Here is a 19,270-nt window from a genome sequence, read left to right as displayed (position 1 = left end):
GTGACTACCGGAGTCACGCCCGCGGAGTCCGACTCGTCCGCGTCGGTTTCCTCGTCCGGTGTCTCGAGTCGCGTTACAGCCGGGGTGGGATCATCGTCGTCCGCGTCAGCGGCAGTGTCGCCTGTGGTTTGCCCGTCGGGATCGAAGCGCAGGACGACGTCGCCGACGGAGACGGTATCGCCGAGGTCAGCGACGACTTCGGTAACGGCCCCATCGACCGGTGTCGACACCTCGATGACGGACTTGTCGGTTTCGACTTCGGCGACGAGATCGCCTTCGGTAACGACGTCGCCCGGTTCGACGTGACAGGCAACGAACGTTCCTTCGTCTGTGCCGTTTCCAAGTTCCGGGAGTTCGAACTCGTAGGTCATCAACTGAGACTCGATCCCCGCGCCTAATATTGGCTTCGATCCACAATACTATTAGTGGATAGGTAGCATGTGATGGCGTCAAATACGGGCTGAAAGACGAATACAAGCCGGAGGAAAGCCCCTGATGGGTTCAACCATAGTAGTGGATATTTTATGCTATACTAATCAATACTATACAACCGAACCGTCGGGAGCATCGAACCACGGTCGACCACGGTTGGATCGGGATCTCCGCTGGAAAATATAAAATAGAACAGCTACAACGCCAACCGACTACAGTTCGACGAGAATTTTCACCGCTTCTCGCTCCGGGTTAAGAAGTGCCTCGAACCCATCTTCGACGACATTCTCCAGGTCGATCCGACTGCTGATCAGCGCTTCCGGATCGAGGGCCTCCGATTCGAACATATCGATGACAGCACCGAACTCCTCGTCCGACTGTGGACCACCTTCGTAGGCGAGCGTCCCACTGAGTGTCCGCTCACCCATGACGAACTCGTTGGGATTCAGTTCGACGGTGTCTTCGAAGATGCTGACGATCGTAATGTTCCCGCTGGGAGCGGTCGACGCGATCGCGTCCTGAACCGTCTGCTCGATCCCTGCGGCTTCGAACGCCACGTCGACGCCGCCGTCGGTCTGCTCAGTAATGTGTTCAGTTGCGTCAGTCTCGATCGGGTTTATCGTCTCATCTGCTCCAACTTCAGCTGCGAGGTGACGCCGCGAATCCTGCGGTTCAACACCGTAGATCGTGCCAGCGCCGGCTGCCTGCAGCACCTGAATCACCGTCAGCCCAATCGGACCCGTTCCATAGACGGCAACTGAATCGCCAGCGGCGAAATCACTGGTCTGGACTGCATGAAATCCGACACTGAACGGTTCGACAAGAGCGCCATACTCCGTAGGGACCGAGTCTGGAAGCGTGATTGCTTTCTCCTCGGGAACGACGACTTCCTCGGAGAGTCCACCACCACCACCGGACAGACCGATGAATCCACCCGACTCGCAGAGGTGATACATCCCTGCATTACAGTGCTGGCACTCGTCGCAGTAAATGATCGGATTCACTGCCACTCGATCGCCAACGGAGACGGTGTTCACTTCTTCACCCACTTCCGTTACTTCGCCCGCGAACTCGTGACCCATCGGAACCGGAAGCTCTTCGCCCGTTACCGGATTTGGCTCTCCTTCGTCAGGAACGAAAATCGGACCTGCCGTATACTCGTGAAGATCCGAACCGCAGATCCCACACGCTTCCACGGCAACACGTACTTCATCTGCAGCAGGTCCGTCTGGCTCTTCAATCTCTTCGACACGAACGTCTTCCTGTCCGTAATAAACTGCTGCTCTCATTGCAGGGTTATCTTACCGCCCGCTGTGGATAACTGTTTGGTCACGTCGGGCGGTGGTGTTTATAGTAGCCGCTGAAAGTCAATGCCCACCCGATCGCAGGACAGCGTTGTGATCGGTGTGTAAATCGTTTCAAGAGCTACTATATAATTAAGCGTAAAAAGTGAGGCGTGCTGATTTCCAGCTGGTTCATGGCAGAAATCGCACGCTTCACCGGTAGTAGCGGCTGGATTGATTTGGATTTTGTGGAGCGTGAGCGGACACCGCGTCAACTGATGGAGTTGGGTATTCGACTCCATCTGTCCGGACCATCGCTTTCGAGGCACTGTCTAGTTGAGCCAGTTTGAGAAGTGAGCAGGTCGTACTGTTGAGTTGGTTGATGCTCGCAGACCTGCTCAGCGAGAGTTATGAGACGGATTTAGAAGAATCTTGGGAGAACGAGCGGACGGCGACGCCCGTCAGGGCGTTCGCCGTCCGCCTCCATCAGACCGGTTGTTCGCTTCGAGAGACAACAACGATTCTCGCTGAATTAGGCGTTCAACGCTCTCACGGAGCGGTTTGGAACTGGGTTCATCGGCTAGCTGACAGCGGACGCGACCCGCCTGAGGCGCAGCCGAAGCGGGTCGCCGTTGACGAAACCGCTGTCAAGATTAACGGCGAGTGGTCTTGGTTATACGCTGCAATAGACACCGAGACAAAGTTGATTCTCGATGTTGCGTTATTTGGGCGGCATGGCACCGATCCGGCAGCTGCGTTTCTCCATCGACTCACCGAGAAACACGATCTCTCGGATGCTGAGTTTCTCGTTGATCAATTCGGCTATCGGACTGCCCTTGCTCGATTAGGATTGAGCGGTCAGGTCAACTATACCGACCGAAACCCCATCGAAAAGTGGTTTCACACCCTCAAAATGCGTATCGACCGCTTCCATAACTCGTGGGTGGGCAGTCGGTCGAGCGTCCGCGAGTGGCTTGAACAGTTCATGCATTACTACAATCATCAGAGACCGCATCAAGCTCTCGATGGAAAGACGCCGATTGAGAAGGTTCAGAACTGGATAGTGCCTATCAAACAGATCTATTAAAAGTCTTTTAGCTATATATTACCATATCACTATCGGTAACCTTGCTATTCATAGGTAGTATCTGATAAACGACTGGAGGGAGGTGGATTACGTTCGCCGTAGCACTCGGCAGGGCATGCCGAGACCCATCCGTGAGACACCCACAGCCCTCCCACCGCTGCGAGCGTAGCGAGCAACTCGAGGAGCGTCACAACAAGACTCGTGAGGAGAGGATTTGTTCAATTCGACCACGCGCGTCACCTGAGGAAACGGCGTATTCGGACAAGGGAGGGTCCATCCTCCGATAGCCGGCCGAGCTAGCTACTCGTCGCTCGAGTCGAATCCATCGACGTACTGGTCTTCCCACTCGCGCCGGGCCTCGAGTTCGCGCTGACCACGGGCAGTGATCGTGTAGTAGTTCGTTCGCTTGTCGAGTTTGCCTTTCTCGACGAGACCCTTGTCGACGACCTCGTCGAGGTTTGGATACAGCCGGCCGTGATGAATCTCTGTCTCGTAGTAGCTCTCGAGTTCGTCTTTGATCGCAAGCCCGTGGGGCTCGTCTTGGCCGGCGATTGCATACAGGACATCACGCTGAAAGCCAGTCAAATCGTACATATCGAAATTATTGAGTATAAGGCTATAAGCGTTCCGAGAACGGGTGAAAGAAAACGTGCACTTCAGGGACAGGATTGCGTGAGAAACGAATCTTGAATCCTGCTGAGACCACAGCGAGAGAAGCTATTCTGGAGTATACTCGTCAGGAAGAGCATCACTGACACTCTCAACTGGTGCATAGTAACTGCATTCATCAATCCAGGTTGTGAGCCAACTGTCAGCTGTCTCGACAGTGAGATCCTCCCGTACAACACCACGAACGAGTATCCCAATAGAACCCGTAAGTTCAATCTCGTATGTAGAAGCAAGGTTTCGGGCTGCACTGTCATCGGTCACGAGTGTGCCACCAGTTCTATCGGCAACAACGAATGCCTCTGCCTCACCTAGATCGAGTTGGTCTCGAATCGTTGGATACGCTTGCTCGAGTTGTTCTGTTGCACTCTTCTCGAGAGGAATTTGTCCAGTCTCAATGGCCTCGAGTGCGTTCTCAAGATACGGATACCCATTCTCGGTACCGCGTTGAAGTTCCTGTTCAACGGCAGGAACAGTCGTTAGGTTCTCAAGTACCGACGTAAGCCACGTTACCGACTCAGTGCTCGCGAAGTTGCTCAACACTGTTGCATCAAGAATGACCGGCGGCGAAAACGACTCACTCATTCGATATCGAGTGCTGTCTCGACCTCATCCTCAAGATCGTCCATGGTCTGTGGGCCAAGTCGAATCTCAACACCGGCCTCAGTGAGAATCTCTTTCATCTCCCAGCGGGTGACATCAGCCCGCTCTGCAGCCTTCCCTAGGGAGATTTCACCGAGCACGTAGAGCCCGATCGTGGTCGCGAGCTCCTCAGTGTGATCGGCATGGGGATTGTGGCGATCAGTTGCCATGGGTTCTAGCTACATACTCGGTCGGCAGCGTCATTAATGTATCCTCGTCTAGCGCCGTCGAATGCAGTTCTGCTTGAATTTCTGCATAGTGATTGATCAGTACGCCTGATGCGCCGCATCTCGAGCAGTCGATTGGTGATCCAGTCGAACCAATCGTCGCTGGAATCGGATCATGCCCGCACTCCTCGAGTGGTTCGTCTAACCACACAATGCCGTGGTCATCTGTCTGGTTGGTTGCAGTCATCGTTGAACGCCTCACCCCTCCGGGGAGTCGATAAACCCGTCAGAGTGCTTTGGAACGGACTTCAGTTGTTATCCCCGACGAACCGCCGTGCACGGCCCCAGATCGAGTCGTCTTCACCAGCACCCAGTCTCATCCATCTCGGGGTTCGAAGACTGCTCACGACGCTCGAGTGTCTCCTGACAGTCGCTGAGTTGTTCTCGAAGCGCTTCGTTGGTCGCCTCGATGTCGAATCCAGAACCCACACACCCCACGTTTCCGTCGTAATCACTGAACAGGTGGGGAGGGACTCGAAGAAGACGTCCACGACAAGATTACAAAGACGAGAGCGGCCTAGCCGTCCAAAGTTGGCCGTCTATAGAAGCAACTGGAAAGGATTGTTTCATCTGAGGGGCGAAGTACTTCGCCCCCTCGTTGGTCGAAGTACACTTAATGAAAGTTTTCTAGCTATACTACTTTAATCTATGTATTCCAGAAGTTAATTCATCTTATATTAATTTTAGGCTAACATAATTAGTGACTGTATACTACTAACTGTAGCCTCTCCCTACGCCGTCGTGGAGAAACGACGGAAACGCGGGGGTGTGGTCCCTTCGAAATCAGCCGCACCCCCTCCACCCACATCCAGTTACGACGGAAACGTGGGGTGGGTGTCCTCCCTCATCGAGTTTTACTCGTCCGGGTTGACCGGACCCTTGTACTGAGAACGAATCTTCGCTCCCTCCCGCCACTGCCAGTAGTAGCGATTGTCGTTGATCTCCTTGATCGCGATCGTTGCTTTGGCAGGGACGTCGTCCGGAAGATCGTCTGGTCGCTCTTCGACCTCTTCTTGATCTGCCGACTCCTCGAGACGAGCCTCTCGTTCCTTGTGCTCGGCGAGCGCTTCAGCGTACAAAGCAACGTTTCGGAACTGCTCCGGGTCCGACTCGTTGAGCGTGTTGACGACCTCCGTCGGGAGATTCGCCGGTAGGGTCGGGGGTTCGTAGGACATCGGCTACTCTCGTGTTAACCAACACGTCCCACGAATCGATAGTTTTGTTGGTTAAGACGGTGGAGACGGCTCTCGTGCCTGCTGACTGTAACACTACTCGAAACTTCTTTATATATAAGTTTCGTACTATGTTACATCGTGCTCCGGCGCATCGAACTCGAGGTCCTCGCCACGGTCGACCGCGGCGACACGATCTCCGAACTCGCGACGAAGTTCGACCACAGCGAGAGTTACCTCTCTCGTGCCGTCGGCGACCTCGTCGAGAAGGGGGCTCGTCTACACGGAACGCGATGGCCGGCGAAAACAAGTCGTCCCGTCGGATGCTCGTGCCGTCGAACTCTATCGGGACCTCGTCCGCTAGCACTCCCACATCGAGTTCCCCGAACTGCTGACCGGGAAGGCACTCGAGGTGCTGTTCTACTTCAACCAGCCGCGAACCGTCTCCGAGATCGCCGACCGAAGCGACAATTACCGCAACACGGTCAACCGCGTCCTCAAGCGGTTTCGTGACCGTGGGCTTGTCGGGACGGCCGACGGCCGCTATGACTTCAACGCCGATTTCGACCGCCTCCACGAGTTCGCCCGTGAACTCGCACACCATCTGCATCGTCAACGCCTCGAAGCCGTCGCCCCGAAGGGCACGATTCTCTGGGAGGACTACGACGAATTCCTCACCCAGACCGAGACGGAGATCGACGCAGAGGCGTTCCACGAAACCGGCCTCGCTCGATTCGCGGCCTTCGACCTCCAGTTTCTGCTTACCGGCCACCGCTACTACGTCTACTCCGAGGACCTCGACGCAGTCTCGCCGGCGGAGCTCTGCTGTCACACACTGTTAATCGACGACGGCAGCCGCCACCGCTCGTACTGTCTCCTCCTGCTCAGCCACATCGACATCGACGAGGCGGCCCTCCGAGAGCAGGCGGTGAAGTATGGCCTCGAAGACGAAATCGACGCCTTGCTCCGCTACCTCGAGACACATGGTTACTCTGAGCGATTAGCTTGCGCTCTCACCAGCTGTTAGCGTTCTGCGCCATAGACGATCTGGGAAGGAGCTTCGTAGCCACAGTTGGGACAGTCAAACCATCGTTAGACCTTCGCACCATCCGCAGATTTCTGGCCGACGATGACGTTGTCGTTCGGACACTCCGGACAAGCGAGTTCGGGGGCTGGTCGGTCCCGGAGTGCATCCCGAACACTGGTCGCTTCTTTTGTCTCGAAGCCGCGCGACCACACTGGATAGCCGTCGACGAGGATCGCTGCCCGCCACTTGTACGCGTAGGAGTTCGGGGCACGATGCAGACTGCTCGCGCTCCAGTCTCCGTGTTTCGATATGCCTGCGTGGGTGTTCGACTCTCACGTGTCCAGTTGGTGATTCGAGGCATGGTCACTCAGAAATGGACGTCTGCCGGCACGATCCAGCACGTCTCGCGCTCGTCAGTGTCCTCGAGGAGGCGATCGAGATGTCCGCGATGGCGGATGCCTGTCGCGTGTTGATCATACAGGCAGATCGACGGGCCACGGGAAGCACCGACCTGCTGGAAGGCGTGCCGAGCGAGGCCCTCATCGCGCATGATCTCATCGTCGCTGCGTTCCTCGAGTGCTTTCTTCACCCGATCCAGATTTCGTTGGAACGTTTCCGTCGTGGTCTCCCAGGCCCGCTCGAGGAGTTCTTCACCTTCGTCGGACATAACGGGCGCAGCCGTCGGCAGGTCGCCCCACCGTGCTTTTCCAGCCACTGTCGTCTCCTCTTCGTCGAAGGTGACGGAGTAGTCGAACACTGCACAGGAATGCGGCTCTGCGCCAACCAGTCGGTCGAACACGGTCTTTCCGGTTGACAGTGCCTCGTCTGCTGTCGATGCCTCTACCAGTGCGTAAATGATCATATGCATCTGGGATACCTCACTGTGCCGACGCTCTGGTCAGTACTCGTCTGTTCTTACTCAGTGCGCCGGCAGCCATTCTCGGCGCACAAAATCACTGTTGGAACGCGTCTGTCTCATGGAGTAGAGCGATCCGGATGGATAATAGCATCGACAGCGATCGTCAGGTCGCTCAACTCGTCAACAGCTTCGAATTGGCTGCGGGTGCCTTCGGAAACTTGCACCTCTGCCTCGAGTGGAGTTGCTGGTTAGGGAGCATATGACAGACAGACGCGCAAGTGGTTTGCTTCACCCCCCCTTTTGATTGAAGCAGCTGCAAGTAGATGTGCGTATTGACTGGAAGGTCTCTCCTCAATCAGGTCTGCGAGTGAGTCCGCTTCGAAACGATAAAATAGACCAGTCCAGAGGGCGCTGCGAGTAGGCCAATAGTAAACCAGACTCCCCCATCGGATAAAATTGAGAATAGCGGACGAGACGGCTGCATTATCGCTATCCACATGATACTGCCACTGACAAACATCAGTAGAAAAAACGCTGTGCCAAGAAAAGGCCGTTTCCGCAGATACTCGTTCACTCTATTGGTCATGTTTGTAGTTCTGCGTATGCTGCCTACATAGTAATCGTTAGGCCGTACTGATCACTAACTCTCCGTGCTGTACTAACCGGTAACTGCGTATGCGAACCGACCAGTGTGGGTTCTGCCAGATACGGTAAATGTTCTTGGAGTTGTGCAATATAGAACGCGTATCTCGCACCGATAGAGGAATCCAAATCAAGTTCATCGAATCATCGCCAAGACGAGAGATTGCTCCGAAAGAGCCTCAGAACCTGCCTTTGCAGACGCAAAGTGCGTTTTCCGCCCGGAAAATTCCACCATTCAGACACAAAATTCTCAACGTTGCTTTATGAGCAGCAATCCTTGGTCGACCTGTAGATATGAAACCACAACTACGGCGTATCATACGGGAAGAACTGTTGCGAAGTATCGCGTGGATTGGTCTCGGAATTGTTGGATGGCCAATCGTGATTTCGGAGGTAGCGTGGTTAGATACGACGGCTCTGACGGTCTTTGGCCTACCCGCGCTCACGTGGGCGTTATTGACGACAGGCGCGATCGCCGTCCGCGTTGCGACATCCACAGAGTTACAGGTTCAGACTCCGGTTGGTCTCTCGATAAGCCTCCTTTTCGGGATCGTGCTTGGCGGCGTCGGCGCAGTGTATCTTGTCACAGCAGGTGGGTATTCTGCTCTGTGGATTATTGCCGCGTATGTCGCCGTGACTGGTATTACCGTCCTCTGGTACTGGTTCGTGGGATCAGATACCGTTGACACTCCAATGACGACGTAGTCCCTTCTCGGGGACAGCGACTTCAGGCCAGGACCAGCAGACTGGTCTTCCAATCCGAAACGTCCATATTTCTCTGACGGTTTGTGAACAACAGATGTCACTCCCTCCATGGATCTCTGAGCAATTGCCGGAAAACAGGAGGGTGAATACGAAGCTCACGCAACGGCACGTCATTGAGACAATGCATCAGTCCGATCGGCCATTCTTTTCACTACAGCAGATTCAACAGCAGATCAAACCAGATGTCTCGAAGGTCACTGTCCGCAATCGGTTGGACGAACTGGAAGAACACGGGATTATCGCAACAGAAACGCTTGCCGACTCACTGACTCTGTATTACATCAACCATCCGGAATCAGAGTGGCCGCTCTCACCAGAAGGAAAGCAGGCACTGAACCGAGAGTCGGCCGAGACAGGGAACCCACTCTATGAATTCCTACATCATCCACGAGTCCATCTGATCTTCCGTGAAGAGTTCCTACGGAGTATTGCGTGGGCCGGACTCGGTTTATTCGGTTGGGCAATACTCATCAGCACATCCGATCAGTTGCCAGCAACCGTCTGGACGGTAGTCGGACTCCCGATTCTCACGTGGGCATCTCTTACAGTCGGAATGATTGGAATTCGGCTGACAACTGGCAACGACCTACAAGTTCAGTCTACAGAGGGACTGCATATCATTTCGCTTGGTGGTGTCGTGTTAGGTGGGTTTTGGGCCGTGTTTTTGATTTTTGTACTGGACTGGCCACCTCTGTTGATAAGTGCATTGTATCTTTTCGTCACGGTCACCTATTTTGTCTTTTACAAACGGGTGATCCTTCCCCAATTTGACGCACCCGTTGAAAATTAACCGATTTGCATGTCCATTCGAACATCTAATTCAACCTGATATAACACACGAAGTGTGCTAACTTCACTCTCTAAGTCTTGCACGGCACTTGCGACAGGAATTGAGTATGTTGCTACCAGCTCCGTTACATCGCTCACCTGTACTGACCGTTCACTACAGAGTCCAATAGACCTGTGATCGGTTTTATGACATGCTCGGTTAGGAGTTACTGTGGGTATCAGTAGGTTCACCACGCTCTGGTCGAGTGAGAAGACTCACTTCCTCCAAGAGCGCCGTTGCTGCCTCGATTCGGTCTCTGTCTGCGTCAGTCAGTTGATTGCCCTCGAGATGGTTGAGTTGGCTGAGTGCACGATGCAGTCTGTATCCTGGTGTGTTTCGTGGGTCCATTGAATCGCCTCAGCCGATCGCGGCGCAGACAAACATGACACGATAGCACGGGCGACCGTTCTGTTAACCAACAGCCACGCTGCACCATCGCCGTCTGTTGGTTAAGACATGACGCGGAGCAAGTCATTCTGGGCACGGCCCATAGCGCGGCGTCCCGCAGACCTGGCACTCCCCGATTGCGTGGCCGGTCCAGGTTTCGTCGGGAACTGATTCATGACCGCTGAATCGATGATCGGTTGTGCGTCCGCACTGGTGGCACTCGAGGCGTTGTTTGGTCGGAATGCAACTGTCCTGATGCTCGGGTTCACGCTCGTCAGCTGTCTGCTGGAGAGCAATTGCGGGGACTAACCACGCATCATCGCCGGCGTTGTCGAGCAACGTCGCAAGCCGCTGCTCGTCGCGAATGCCAGTTCCACCTTCGTCGTAGAGATACGTTGTGGGTTCGTGGTCACTATCCACCGCTGATTGGTCAGTCCACGCTGTTCGATCATGGGCCGCTGCGAAAAGCTGCTCACCGTCAGTGGATGAGATCCGTACTGCATCGGGTAGTACAGGCCACCGATCGGTCAATTGGGCTGCAGGCTCGTCCTCGAAATCGTAGATGATCGTGCAGTCGTCGACAGCCTGTTCGGTCGCATTCGAGGCAAGGAGCGTCGCAGCAGCCGCGCCTTTCGCGACGGCGCCGTAGAACGTCGACGACTCAACAAGCATGTGGACGACACCGAGGAGTGTCCACTCTGTTGCTGGTGCGTTTGTCTTAGAAGAGCAGTCCTCGAGATTGTTGGTGAGACAGAACAGGCATTTGGTCCGGTCAGCTGGGATCGGTGCGCCACAGGACCGACACTCGGTGTCTGTTTCCGTTGGAGTGCCTGGATACCCAGCCGTCGCCGTCGCAACTCGCTGTCGATCAGGCTTACCGTCATCATCTTCGCTGGGTGTCTCGTCTGGGATATGCGACGCTTCGCCGGTCGGACGAAGCTCCTCAAAGTCAGAATCTCGGTCAGTCATTGGCTTAGTGGATCGTGTTGTCTCGCGTCTTGATCAGGTCCCAGTCCGGTAAAGAAGATCTAGAAATGAGATCACTGAGACGCTATTGCTGGCGAAGTCCTGCTTCTCGAGCTTCACGGTTGCTGGTACAATGGATACACGCTGGCAGATCACCATCAACGGCGAAAACCCGGTAGTAGTTCTCGGTGACCTGAGAGCCACAGCAATCACATTCTGGCATTATCCAAATCTATGTTGTTACTCTAGTAAATATCTTGTTTTAATACTTGTGTAATTTTCCCCAATGGCATTCTATCTAAGTGGGATTGACTCTTTTCTGTGCCTGGTAGTGTTGCGGTTCGATAAGGAGCCCACAGTCTTCACAACGAATTTCGACTGCGTTGGTGGTCACCCGTCCGTTGCAGTTGGGGCACGGACTGGCGCTCGAGTTGGGCTGGACGTCTTCGTCGAATGTTGTCTGGTAGATCTCTCTGAGGGTCATGGTGTTAGAAGGGCAATGAACAACTCTGACTGCCCCTCACCCCACTCACGGGGCACAGAAACTTCTCTGGTGGGAAGTTGAGACTACGGGGGTTTAGCGACGCTGTGGGTATTGTTTCAGCCGAATGAGTAAATTGGAAGCGACTTCAAATTGCCGTGTTGAATAGCAGCCTCTGAGCCAAGGTGAAGCGACATCAATCTTGGAACCACTAGCGTCAACCGGTGACAAGCCGACTCAAATTTCGACTGCCCTGGCCAGCACCGCTCTTCAACAGAGCCCTTCAAATCGACTCTGAATCTTGGATACTGACGAACAGCTCTCACGATTCGGTACAGCAGTATTACGAAACGCCAGAGTGATCATAACACAACAACCATTTTACCAGGGTATCCATATCCGATATGGCCGTTCCGTCTCGGAATCCCTCTGATCTTCCCTCTCCAAGCGTTCTGAAATATTACCTCTATAAATCGACAAAAGCGGTCGAGTTTTACCGGCCGATTATGTATCTCTTCTTTCTTGCCCAAGGACTCACCTTCACGCAGATCGCCATTGTTGAAGCGGTATACAATCTGACGACGCTGCTGGGGGAGATTCCAACAGGCTATATCGGTGACCGTGTTGGTCGGCGCAACAGTCTCCTCATCGGAACCGCCCTCATTTCACTCACACTGCTCGGGATCGGGCTGTCCAGTTCCTTCGGGGCCCTTGTGGCCTTGTACGTGTGCTGGTCGACAGGTTACAACTTCCGTTCAGGAAGCGAAGATGCCTGGCTGTATGATACGCTCACGGATGACCTCTCGGAAGACGAATTCGCACACGTCCGTGGGCGGGGAGAGTCCGTTTCACTGGCGATTGGCGCAGGTGCGGCGATTATCGGTGGCTATCTCGGGAGTATTGACCTGTCATATCCGTGGTTCGTCGCTGCTACAGTGACGGCAATCGGTGTGTTCGTCCTCCTGACGATCGACGAACCTGAAACCTACGAACAAGCCGACACCACGGACCTGAGTTTTCGGCGGACACTCTCGATGATCCGTCGGACGGTCTCACAGCGTAACATACGGGCGTTCGTGCTGTATTACTATGTCCTCTATGCGGCGGTGACGTACCTCGTGTTCGTGTTTCTCCAGCCGATTTTCGAGACAGTCGTTCTCGACTTTGGTGTGTCGCAGACGCAGGTTAAATCCCTGCTTGGATGGTTCTACGCGGCGTATAGTCTCTTCGGCGCAGGGCTGAGCTACTACACTGGTGCGATTCGCGACCGTCTCGGACTGCGAATGTGGTTCCTAGGGCTGCCCTTCGTCGTCGGCGGAGCACTGGTGGGGATGTATTTTGTCCCGGTTCTTGCCTTGCCGACGTTCCTGCTGGTTCGCGGACTTTCTGATGTGACACGGTCGTTCGCTAGCCAGTACATCAACGACCGGATTGAGACGATGGGACGTGCGACTGTTCTCAGCGCGATGGCGATGGTCAGCGGACTCGCAGTTGTCCCCTTCCAACTCGGGAGTGGCATTATCTCTGACATCGTCACTCCATTGTTCGCTCTCGCAGTGGCCGGTGTCATCCTCATCATCAGCTCGACGGGGATCTTGCTCTGGGAGGCACCTATTGAACGAGGACCGAGTTAATGCCGAACTGGGGGATCGCTTTACTCAGAACTCTTGTACAAGGGCGACGAACAGAAATCTATGCGAACGAGCTTCAATATCCCAGACGCAGTTGTCGAAGAGTTCGATCAGGTCTGGCAAGATGAAGGACTCGCCAATCGATCACGAGCGGTCCGTGAAGCGATGCAGGAGTACATCGAATCGTATTCACAACTCGAGGACTTGACGGATGATGTCATCGCACTCGTTGCCTTCGATTACCGGCATCACGAGGTAATCGGGGAACTCCACGGTGTCCAACACGAGTATCAAGACGTGATCCTCAATACCAGTCACACCCACCAGGGGGAGTGGTGTCTCGAGTCGCTGTTCTGTCAGGGTGCTGGCGAGCGGGTCCGAGAACTGACCTACCGCCTTCGTGATTTCGATGGCGTGAACCGGGTAAAAACCATGGTCATCAGAGATAACTGAGAGCGGCGGAAGATAGCAAATACTGTCGTTCAGTCTGCTGGCGTTGCCGTGGGTTTGGCTGGTTCAGCTGGCGTGTTCAGATAGAGGTAAACTAACACGACGATCAAGACGACCTGAACCGCCTTGTCGACGTAGTCAACCACCCCGTATTCCGACTTGGCCACGAGCCAAATCGGGATCTGAACGGCCGTATACGGGACGCCGATGAGGTAGAGGAGACGGCGTCGGTAGTTAAGGAAAAACAGTACAAGCGCGCCGGCATAACCAACGCCTGCTAGTGCCACGGGAACCCGCCCCTCGATGATGCCAGCAAACACGTGTAGCACGCCAGTAATCGCGACTAACACAACTGCGAGCCACTGGAGTCGGGTGAGCGACCCCATCTGACTATCCGATTTGTTTTGTGCGTCCATCACAATACTACGTTGGTCTCACCACTAGATAAGGGCTGTTATTACTGGACTCACGACTTCGTAATACAACTCTCACTCGCCAAGCAATGGGACTCTCATTCCCTATTGATGATTAAATTGCCTGCTATCATGACTGGCTATGCAGTGAGTGTGCCGGTCGCAACGTTTGCTCTAGATGATGGAAGCGTCAGGGATTGGACTCACACTCTGGCGAAAGCCCGGCAGCGCAGCGGCCACTGGCCGTGAGCAGCCCGGACCGTGGAGGTGGTGGGAGGTGGCGGTGACTGCGTTCACACCAGCAAAAAAGGGGTCTGCTTCGGCTATTCCCACCAGCGGCCGCGCCCGGGGAAGTGGATCGTCGACCACCCGGTCACGGCCAGTGAAACACGACCTTCGTGCCAGTTCCGGGCAGCCTTGTGAATGCGCACTTGCTCACCTTCCTCGATCCACGGCGCGTCTGAGGACTTCCAGATCGTCACGCGTGTCTGGCCACTATCGTCTGCGATGAGACCAACCTGCGCGATGCTCGGATGTGAGGGATCCCACAGGGTTTCGACACGCCCTTCGATGCTCGCCTCCTTCCGAGAGACCTCCTCGAGTTTTACAATGGGGATAACGTGTCCGGGCGCCGTCTGCAACTCCTCGAACACGTTGACGACTGCACTCGTCAAGTCCTGACCACCGACGACGGCCTCACTTAACCGCCGGCTGATCGCTGCTCGAGACCAGCCATCCAACTCCTTCGCGAGTCGCATCGACTGTTTGTTCACGGCCGCCAACTGCTCTCGAGAGAGCTCTGTACGAGGATCCGCCCGCTCCGGGTCCGCCATTGGGTCCACGCTCGCCGCCCGTTTCTGGAATTCCACACGCCGCGCTTTGTTCTGGTTCGCAGCGATCGTTCGCGTCCGCTTCTCTCGACCTTCTTGCGTTCCTATCTCGGCCTGGGCACTGATCCGCTCGAGCTCATCCTCTCGTGCCCGAATGCGCTCTTGTTGTTCGAGGGTGGCTCCGTGTATCCGGTCGTCGCTCGTATCGACGATTCCGTCTGGGTGGTTCGCATCCACCTTTGCTTGGACCTCTTGTTCGACCGTTGCCTCGAATTCCGGCGTTTCGTCGACGACCGGGAAACAGTCTTCATCGACCGCCTGCTCGTCCGTCTGTTTGAGTGCCTGTTCATCGACCGTAACGACCTTGCTACTCGAGTTATTACTAGACATTGGAGTTCACTAACTCTAAAGGCGATCACGCGCCTGCCACCGCGATGTCCCTGCATCGCGGTTTTCCGACGACACCGACCGACTAGATCAATCTGCGCGCTCGCGCTCGCGCCTTCGCGAGCGCCCATCTGGGCGCGAGCGAGAGCGCGCCTGAATGCGGTGTCCCAACCAGCACCGCGCGGCGTCCTGCCGAGCGAAGCGAGGCAGGGCTCGAGGCGCGAACGGTGTGAGCGTCTCGGCGATCCGCCCGAAGCGAGCGGCCAGCTTTAAGCCGTTTCTCGTGTCCGGCCCGAACTGCGGGTTCGTGTCCAGCGCGAAAGCCCGCGAGGGGCGCAACCGAAAACGCGCTTAATGCTGGCGTCGAGACCAGATTCATTTTAGCCCGGAACGGTGAGCGACGCCAGGAGCGAACCGCAGCCCGGAATGGTCGGTCGCGAGCGACGCGGAGGGCGGCACGCGGCGAGCGGGGCGGGCCGAATACCAAGAGCAGGCAACCAACGCAACAGCATCCCGATCAGTCCACGTGGGTGGGATTAAAAGGGGCTGGCGCGCTTGAGGAACCCCGCCGACGCAAGCACCACAGCCTGTGAGGAGCGCAGCGAGGTCTTCGCGAGTAAAACGAGCGAAGGGCAGCGAGACGCGTGCGTCTCGCCAGACGCGGAACTCGAGCGTGCCAGGGGCTTTCACCTATTATTGCAAGCCACTCTCTGAAATATACTCCATCACAACTGTTTCAGTGATCCCATCCGCACACTACAGTTGCTTACTTAACGAAATTTATTTTTGACAGAAATTCCTCCGTTTCTGCATGCGAAATGTGTTAGTTGGAAAACTATTTGGTTCCAGGACGTGGAACAATAGGTGATATGTCTATGTGGGTTCGCCATTTTTTGCGTTTCTCGGTGCCCTAATTTACTGGTTCTTTGGCGTTCACCTAATTTGATCACCATTGGCGGAAACCGTATTAATGATCCTATTTCCAGGAGGGACAGTCATCATTGGTTGTGCGATACTCGCTGTCATTGATGAGATGTGATTCAAACATGCGATATTCTGATGTTTATCTCACCTGTGCTTATCGGTTCGAGAAATCAAAACAAGGATCCTGAACGATTCTGATCTCGGTTTAGTCGATGTATTGTGATTCCCACTCACGGCGATCCTCGATCGCTTGCTCCCCCTCGTCTGCAATCTCATAATAGTTTGTGCGTCTGTCGAGTTGTCCTTTCTCGACAAGGTCCTTATTCACAACCGTATCGAGATTGGGATACAGCCGACCATGATTGATCTCTGAACTGTAGTACTGCTCGATCTCGTCTTTAACATCCTGTCCGGATGGGCGGTCGGCGCCCGCGATCACGTACAGCAGGTCTCGTTGGAATCCTGTAAGGTCGTCCATGGCCCAGCCATTCAGGCCAGATGATATTTGTTATACCATACGTACGTAGCTGTAAGCTAATCAAACTAGTCGGTTCTTTATACCACTAGCTGCCTCTCTTATCATTCACGATATCCTGAAACTGTGGCCGTGATAGAGTACTCGAGGGATTCGATCCAGCGCGCACGCTCAGCGGTTGTAATCGTCTTACTTCGAACTCGAGAGTAACTCACCGACGTACTGATTTTCCCACTCCCGACGGGCCTCGAGTTCGCGCCGACCACGCGCTGTGATCGTGTAGTAGTTCGTTCGTTTGTCGACCTCGCCTTTCTCGACGAGTCCTTTGTCGACGACATCATCGAGGTTGGGATACAGTCGTCCGTGGTGGATCTCGTTCGTACTCGATTGCCGTGATCTGTGGGACACGGTCGAGGACATCCCGCTTCAGCTGGGCATAGAGATTCGCGTTCGGGTCACCACCGGGATGCGGGACCGACATCCGTTAGCTGCTGGCCTCAGCGGGCTCTGTCGTTGGGGACAGGAAGTCCCACTCGCGGATGGCGAACCCGACGATTTTGATGCGGCGCTGGAGATGCTCCCACTCACGAGCGATCTCACGTCGATAGTCTTCTTCGTCAGCGTCAAGGGTCTCGTTGGCGAGCGTCCCACGAAGCTGGTTCGGCGACTCGACATCGAACTTATCCTTCCAATCACAGATTTGTGCCTTCATGTCGGCGAGCCGATCCGTGAGCTCCTCGACAGTGTGACCGCTATCTCGAAGGCGCATTGCCTCTTGCATCGCCTGACGACGGTAATCGGGATAGTACGTGGTATGAGTGCCACTCTCGTCACGGTGAAGGATCCCGTCGTCGACGAGTCGCTCGAGGACGCGCTTGGTGGGTTCGTGTGACCAGCCCGCTTCAGACGCGATCCAGTTTGCCGTCCGCGGCTCCGACAACTGTCGTGCGACCATCCGTACACGGTCTTCACCCGTGGTCTGACGGTCCATCAGGCTCTCGGAGTTTGATTTATCTTCGGTCATAAGCGACAGTTCGTGCTTTGTCTTAATATATAGGGTGTCATAGAAGTCTTCTCACACCGAGATCACGGTACTTCCTGGGTTGTCTCCACGTTCATAGTTGGTGATCGCAACGACGAGACGGAGACATAGAGCAAGAAATACCTGCGCTCGTGCATGGACGCGGCCTCGGGCTCGGACGTGCCCGAGGCCGCAGTCTTTGACTGCATTGTTGGTTCGTTCGACTCCTGTGCGGCGGTTGTACGTCTCGTCTAACGTCGACTGCTTCAACTGAACGTCCTTACTGTGCTCAGTGATGCGGTCTTCGACCCTGTACTCGATATCTTTCGGGTCGTCAGTGTTTCGTGCGTTGTACGGAGCGACTGGCACGACCCCTGCGGCCAGCAGGTGGTCGTGCCAGTCAAGCGTGTCGTAGGCACTATCACCGACCATCCAGATCGGCTTGGCGACGGCGAGCGCGTCACGCGTGACGCGCATCGCCGTCTCTTCTGGTGCTTGTTTGCTCTCGGTGAATTCCGCGGCAATAGGGATCTTTTGTCCGGTCGAGACGATCGTGCAGCCGTAGCCGTAGTAGTATTCTTCGGCGGTTGGATCGTAGCATTTCGACGCATCTTGATCGGCTGGCATCGTTCTCACGTCAGTTGAATCGATGCAGTAGGTCAAGTCGAGCAGGCCGCGGCGGGCGGCCTGCTCGACGAGGTGGTCGAAGATTTCGTCAACGACGTGTTCGAGATCGGTGAGAAAGCGATCGACCGCGTCTCTCGACGGCGGTCGATCGAAGCCACAACTGAGACAGACAACTGCATTCTGAAGTTCTCGTTCAACGGGGCGGATGCCGTAGATGTCTTTATAGTAGCAATGGAGGAAGCCACGCATCATCTCTGGTGGCTCATGATCTCGTGTTCGCCCCGTCTCCGCCGGGGCGAACACGTCGAACTCTTCGAGAAACTCGAAGGAGAGATGCTCAAACAACGCTAGCGTCTCTGTCTCCACGACATTGAAGAACGTCTCTACCGAAGACTGCTCTTGCAGGGTCGCTGGGCTCATCCACCACAGCGTTCACCCTGCTCTTTGGTGTGCTACTCGTTCTATGACACCCTCTTAATATAGGTTGAGGTTGTTCGTTCTATATCGATGTCAGTTTCCAACCATTCTGTCGACGCACGCTAACTAAATTCAGAGCAAAGTGGCATCCCAGTCATGGCGGCTCTACCCGGGGAAGCGGCCTCACGAGACGATTGCAGCATTCGTGCTTACCGGACGGCGTCGGGGTACTTCAAAGTGGTCGTGATTATTGGCATAATCTGGACCACGTTCCGTATTCGGAACATCAGGATATGTCGTCGCTATTCGGCTCGACAACTTCTTTGGCTGGTGTCCGTGTGGTGGCCATCTACGCTTTCTGTGGGTCGGTGGAATTCTCGATGGTCGATGCGAGTTCGTCGTACGAGAGATACGCATGATTAACTCTCTGTCTGTGAATTTTCGCCGCTTCTCGACGTCAGCGACAGCGCGATCAGTCATGCCCTCTCGCAGATCACCGACGCCGGACTCATGACTCGTCGGAAAGACGGGAAATGGCGAAAATACCCGGACGACTGTGCGGGCCGACGCACTCCTCGTCGCACTCAACGGATCTCGCAGATGAGGCGGCCCCACGCGAGGCTCCCGAAC

Annotated in this window: 21 protein-coding genes and 4 pseudogenes; 6 read left to right on the top strand and 19 right to left on the bottom strand. The window is 55.1% G+C overall.

The features are described 5' to 3' along the window. Positions 1–158: 158 nt before the first annotated feature. Both A6E15_RS21930 and A6E15_RS17920 read right to left on the bottom strand, forming a co-directional pair. Positions 159–371: pseudogene (locus tag A6E15_RS21930) on the bottom strand (biotin/lipoyl-containing protein); the annotation flags it as partial. 273 nt (positions 372–644) lie between these two features. Further along, entirely contained in the window at positions 645–1,721 is a 1,077-nt protein-coding gene (locus A6E15_RS17920; protein WP_076148534.1) for a 2,3-butanediol dehydrogenase, read from the bottom strand. Positions 1,722–2,097: 376 nt separating this feature from the next. On the opposite strand from A6E15_RS17920, the gene A6E15_RS17915 reads away from it, so the two are divergent. Next, positions 2,098–2,802, top strand: coding sequence for an IS6 family transposase (locus A6E15_RS17915; RefSeq protein ID WP_076148533.1), 705 nt, complete (start codon positions 2,098–2,100; stop codon positions 2,800–2,802). Between the two features lie 300 nt (positions 2,803–3,102). Here A6E15_RS17915 and A6E15_RS17910 read toward each other — a convergent pair whose 3' ends face one another. From A6E15_RS17910 to A6E15_RS17895, 6 genes are all read right to left on the bottom strand, one after another. Beyond that, the gene (locus tag A6E15_RS17910; protein ID WP_076148532.1) at positions 3,103–3,396 is read right to left on the bottom strand and encodes a PadR family transcriptional regulator; all 294 of its coding nucleotides are present in this window, start codon (positions 3,394–3,396) and stop codon (positions 3,103–3,105) included. Positions 3,397–3,519: 123 nt separating this feature from the next. Further along, on the bottom strand, positions 3,520–4,053 hold the full coding sequence (locus tag A6E15_RS17905; protein WP_076148531.1) for a hypothetical protein: 534 nt from the start codon (positions 4,051–4,053) through the stop codon (positions 3,520–3,522). After that, positions 4,050–4,280, bottom strand: a complete 231-nt coding sequence (locus tag A6E15_RS17900) for a UPF0175 family protein (protein ID WP_076148530.1) — start codon at positions 4,278–4,280, stop codon at positions 4,050–4,052. The genes A6E15_RS17905 and A6E15_RS17900 overlap by 4 nt, the downstream gene beginning before the upstream one ends. Continuing rightward, a complete protein-coding gene (locus A6E15_RS20530) occupies positions 4,270–4,524 on the bottom strand; it encodes a hypothetical protein (protein ID WP_139326637.1) in 255 nt (84 codons plus the stop codon). The genes A6E15_RS17900 and A6E15_RS20530 overlap by 11 nt, the downstream gene beginning before the upstream one ends. Before the next feature lie 113 nt (positions 4,525–4,637). Then, a complete protein-coding gene (locus tag A6E15_RS21745) occupies positions 4,638–4,766 on the bottom strand; it encodes a hypothetical protein (protein WP_277612949.1) in 129 nt (42 codons plus the stop codon). Between the two features lie 425 nt (positions 4,767–5,191). Further along, positions 5,192–5,512 carry a hypothetical protein gene (locus A6E15_RS17895; protein WP_076148529.1) on the bottom strand — a complete coding sequence of 107 codons (321 nt, stop codon included), beginning with the start codon at positions 5,510–5,512 and terminating at the stop codon, positions 5,192–5,194. A 138-nt stretch (positions 5,513–5,650) separates the two neighbouring features. Here A6E15_RS17895 and A6E15_RS17890 point away from each other — a divergent pair. Then, positions 5,651–6,536, top strand: a pseudogene (locus A6E15_RS17890) (MarR family transcriptional regulator). On the opposite strand, the pseudogene A6E15_RS20525 reads toward A6E15_RS17890, so the two are convergent. Both A6E15_RS20525 and A6E15_RS17880 read right to left on the bottom strand, forming a co-directional pair. Beyond that, positions 6,533–6,897: pseudogene (locus A6E15_RS20525) on the bottom strand (DUF7568 family protein). The pseudogenes A6E15_RS17890 and A6E15_RS20525 sit on opposite strands and share 4 nt — an antisense overlap. A gap of 6 nt (positions 6,898–6,903) precedes the next feature. Continuing rightward, positions 6,904–7,404 carry a hypothetical protein gene (locus tag A6E15_RS17880; RefSeq protein ID WP_076148528.1) on the bottom strand — a complete coding sequence of 167 codons (501 nt, stop codon included), beginning with the start codon at positions 7,402–7,404 and terminating at the stop codon, positions 6,904–6,906. A 927-nt stretch (positions 7,405–8,331) separates the two neighbouring features. Here A6E15_RS17880 and A6E15_RS17875 point away from each other — a divergent pair. Further along, positions 8,332–8,742: a hypothetical protein gene (locus tag A6E15_RS17875; protein WP_076148527.1), complete on the top strand. Its 411-nt coding sequence runs from the start codon at positions 8,332–8,334 to the stop codon at positions 8,740–8,742. 94 nt (positions 8,743–8,836) lie between these two features. Next, positions 8,837–9,592, top strand: a complete 756-nt coding sequence (locus tag A6E15_RS17870; protein ID WP_076148526.1) for a helix-turn-helix domain-containing protein — start codon at positions 8,837–8,839, stop codon at positions 9,590–9,592. Between the two features lie 198 nt (positions 9,593–9,790). Here the strand turns inward: A6E15_RS17870 and A6E15_RS21535 are convergent, their stop codons facing one another. From A6E15_RS21535 to A6E15_RS22065, 3 genes are all read right to left on the bottom strand, one after another. Continuing rightward, positions 9,791–9,979 carry a hypothetical protein gene (locus tag A6E15_RS21535; protein WP_076148525.1) on the bottom strand — a complete coding sequence of 63 codons (189 nt, stop codon included), beginning with the start codon at positions 9,977–9,979 and terminating at the stop codon, positions 9,791–9,793. Between the two features lie 123 nt (positions 9,980–10,102). Further along, a complete protein-coding gene (locus tag A6E15_RS17860; RefSeq protein ID WP_076148524.1) occupies positions 10,103–10,987 on the bottom strand; it encodes a biosurfactant protein 1 in 885 nt (294 codons plus the stop codon). A gap of 82 nt (positions 10,988–11,069) precedes the next feature. Continuing rightward, positions 11,070–11,207 carry a DUF7563 family protein gene (locus A6E15_RS22065; protein WP_449406652.1) on the bottom strand — a complete coding sequence of 46 codons (138 nt, stop codon included), beginning with the start codon at positions 11,205–11,207 and terminating at the stop codon, positions 11,070–11,072. Positions 11,208–11,971: 764 nt separating this feature from the next. On the opposite strand from A6E15_RS22065, the gene A6E15_RS17850 reads away from it, so the two are divergent. Continuing rightward, complete coding sequence (locus tag A6E15_RS17850) at positions 11,972–13,099, top strand: MFS transporter (protein ID WP_084177414.1); 1,128 nt, start codon at positions 11,972–11,974, stop codon at positions 13,097–13,099. Positions 13,100–13,159: 60 nt separating this feature from the next. Continuing rightward, positions 13,160–13,549 carry a CopG family ribbon-helix-helix protein gene (locus A6E15_RS17845; protein WP_076148521.1) on the top strand — a complete coding sequence of 130 codons (390 nt, stop codon included), beginning with the start codon at positions 13,160–13,162 and terminating at the stop codon, positions 13,547–13,549. 29 nt (positions 13,550–13,578) lie between these two features. On the opposite strand, the gene A6E15_RS17840 is transcribed toward A6E15_RS17845, so the two are convergent. The 6 genes and pseudogenes from A6E15_RS17840 to A6E15_RS17810 form a co-directional block, all read right to left on the bottom strand. After that, positions 13,579–13,962 (bottom strand): DUF7475 family protein, encoded by a 384-nt coding sequence (locus A6E15_RS17840; protein ID WP_076148520.1) that lies wholly within the window; start codon positions 13,960–13,962, stop codon positions 13,579–13,581. Positions 13,963–14,282: 320 nt separating this feature from the next. Next, positions 14,283–15,179 (bottom strand): DNA-binding protein, encoded by an 897-nt coding sequence (locus A6E15_RS17835; RefSeq protein WP_076148519.1) that lies wholly within the window; start codon positions 15,177–15,179, stop codon positions 14,283–14,285. Positions 15,180–16,305: 1,126 nt separating this feature from the next. Then, positions 16,306–16,578, bottom strand: a complete 273-nt coding sequence (locus A6E15_RS17825; protein ID WP_076148518.1) for a PadR family transcriptional regulator — start codon at positions 16,576–16,578, stop codon at positions 16,306–16,308. A gap of 186 nt (positions 16,579–16,764) precedes the next feature. Further along, positions 16,765–16,950: pseudogene (locus A6E15_RS17820) on the bottom strand (helix-turn-helix transcriptional regulator); the annotation flags it as partial. 109 nt (positions 16,951–17,059) lie between these two features. Further along, positions 17,060–17,599 carry a DUF7342 family protein gene (locus tag A6E15_RS17815; protein WP_076148516.1) on the bottom strand — a complete coding sequence of 180 codons (540 nt, stop codon included), beginning with the start codon at positions 17,597–17,599 and terminating at the stop codon, positions 17,060–17,062. A gap of 51 nt (positions 17,600–17,650) precedes the next feature. Next, positions 17,651–18,643: a transposase gene (locus A6E15_RS17810; protein WP_076148515.1), complete on the bottom strand. Its 993-nt coding sequence runs from the start codon at positions 18,641–18,643 to the stop codon at positions 17,651–17,653. Between the last annotated feature and the right edge of the window lie 627 nt (positions 18,644–19,270).

This window comes from Natrinema saccharevitans (assembly GCF_001953745.1).
Classification (GTDB): Archaea; Halobacteriota; Halobacteria; order Halobacteriales; family Natrialbaceae; genus Natrinema; species Natrinema saccharevitans.
This window is presented reverse-complemented; position numbering and strand designations above follow the sequence as displayed.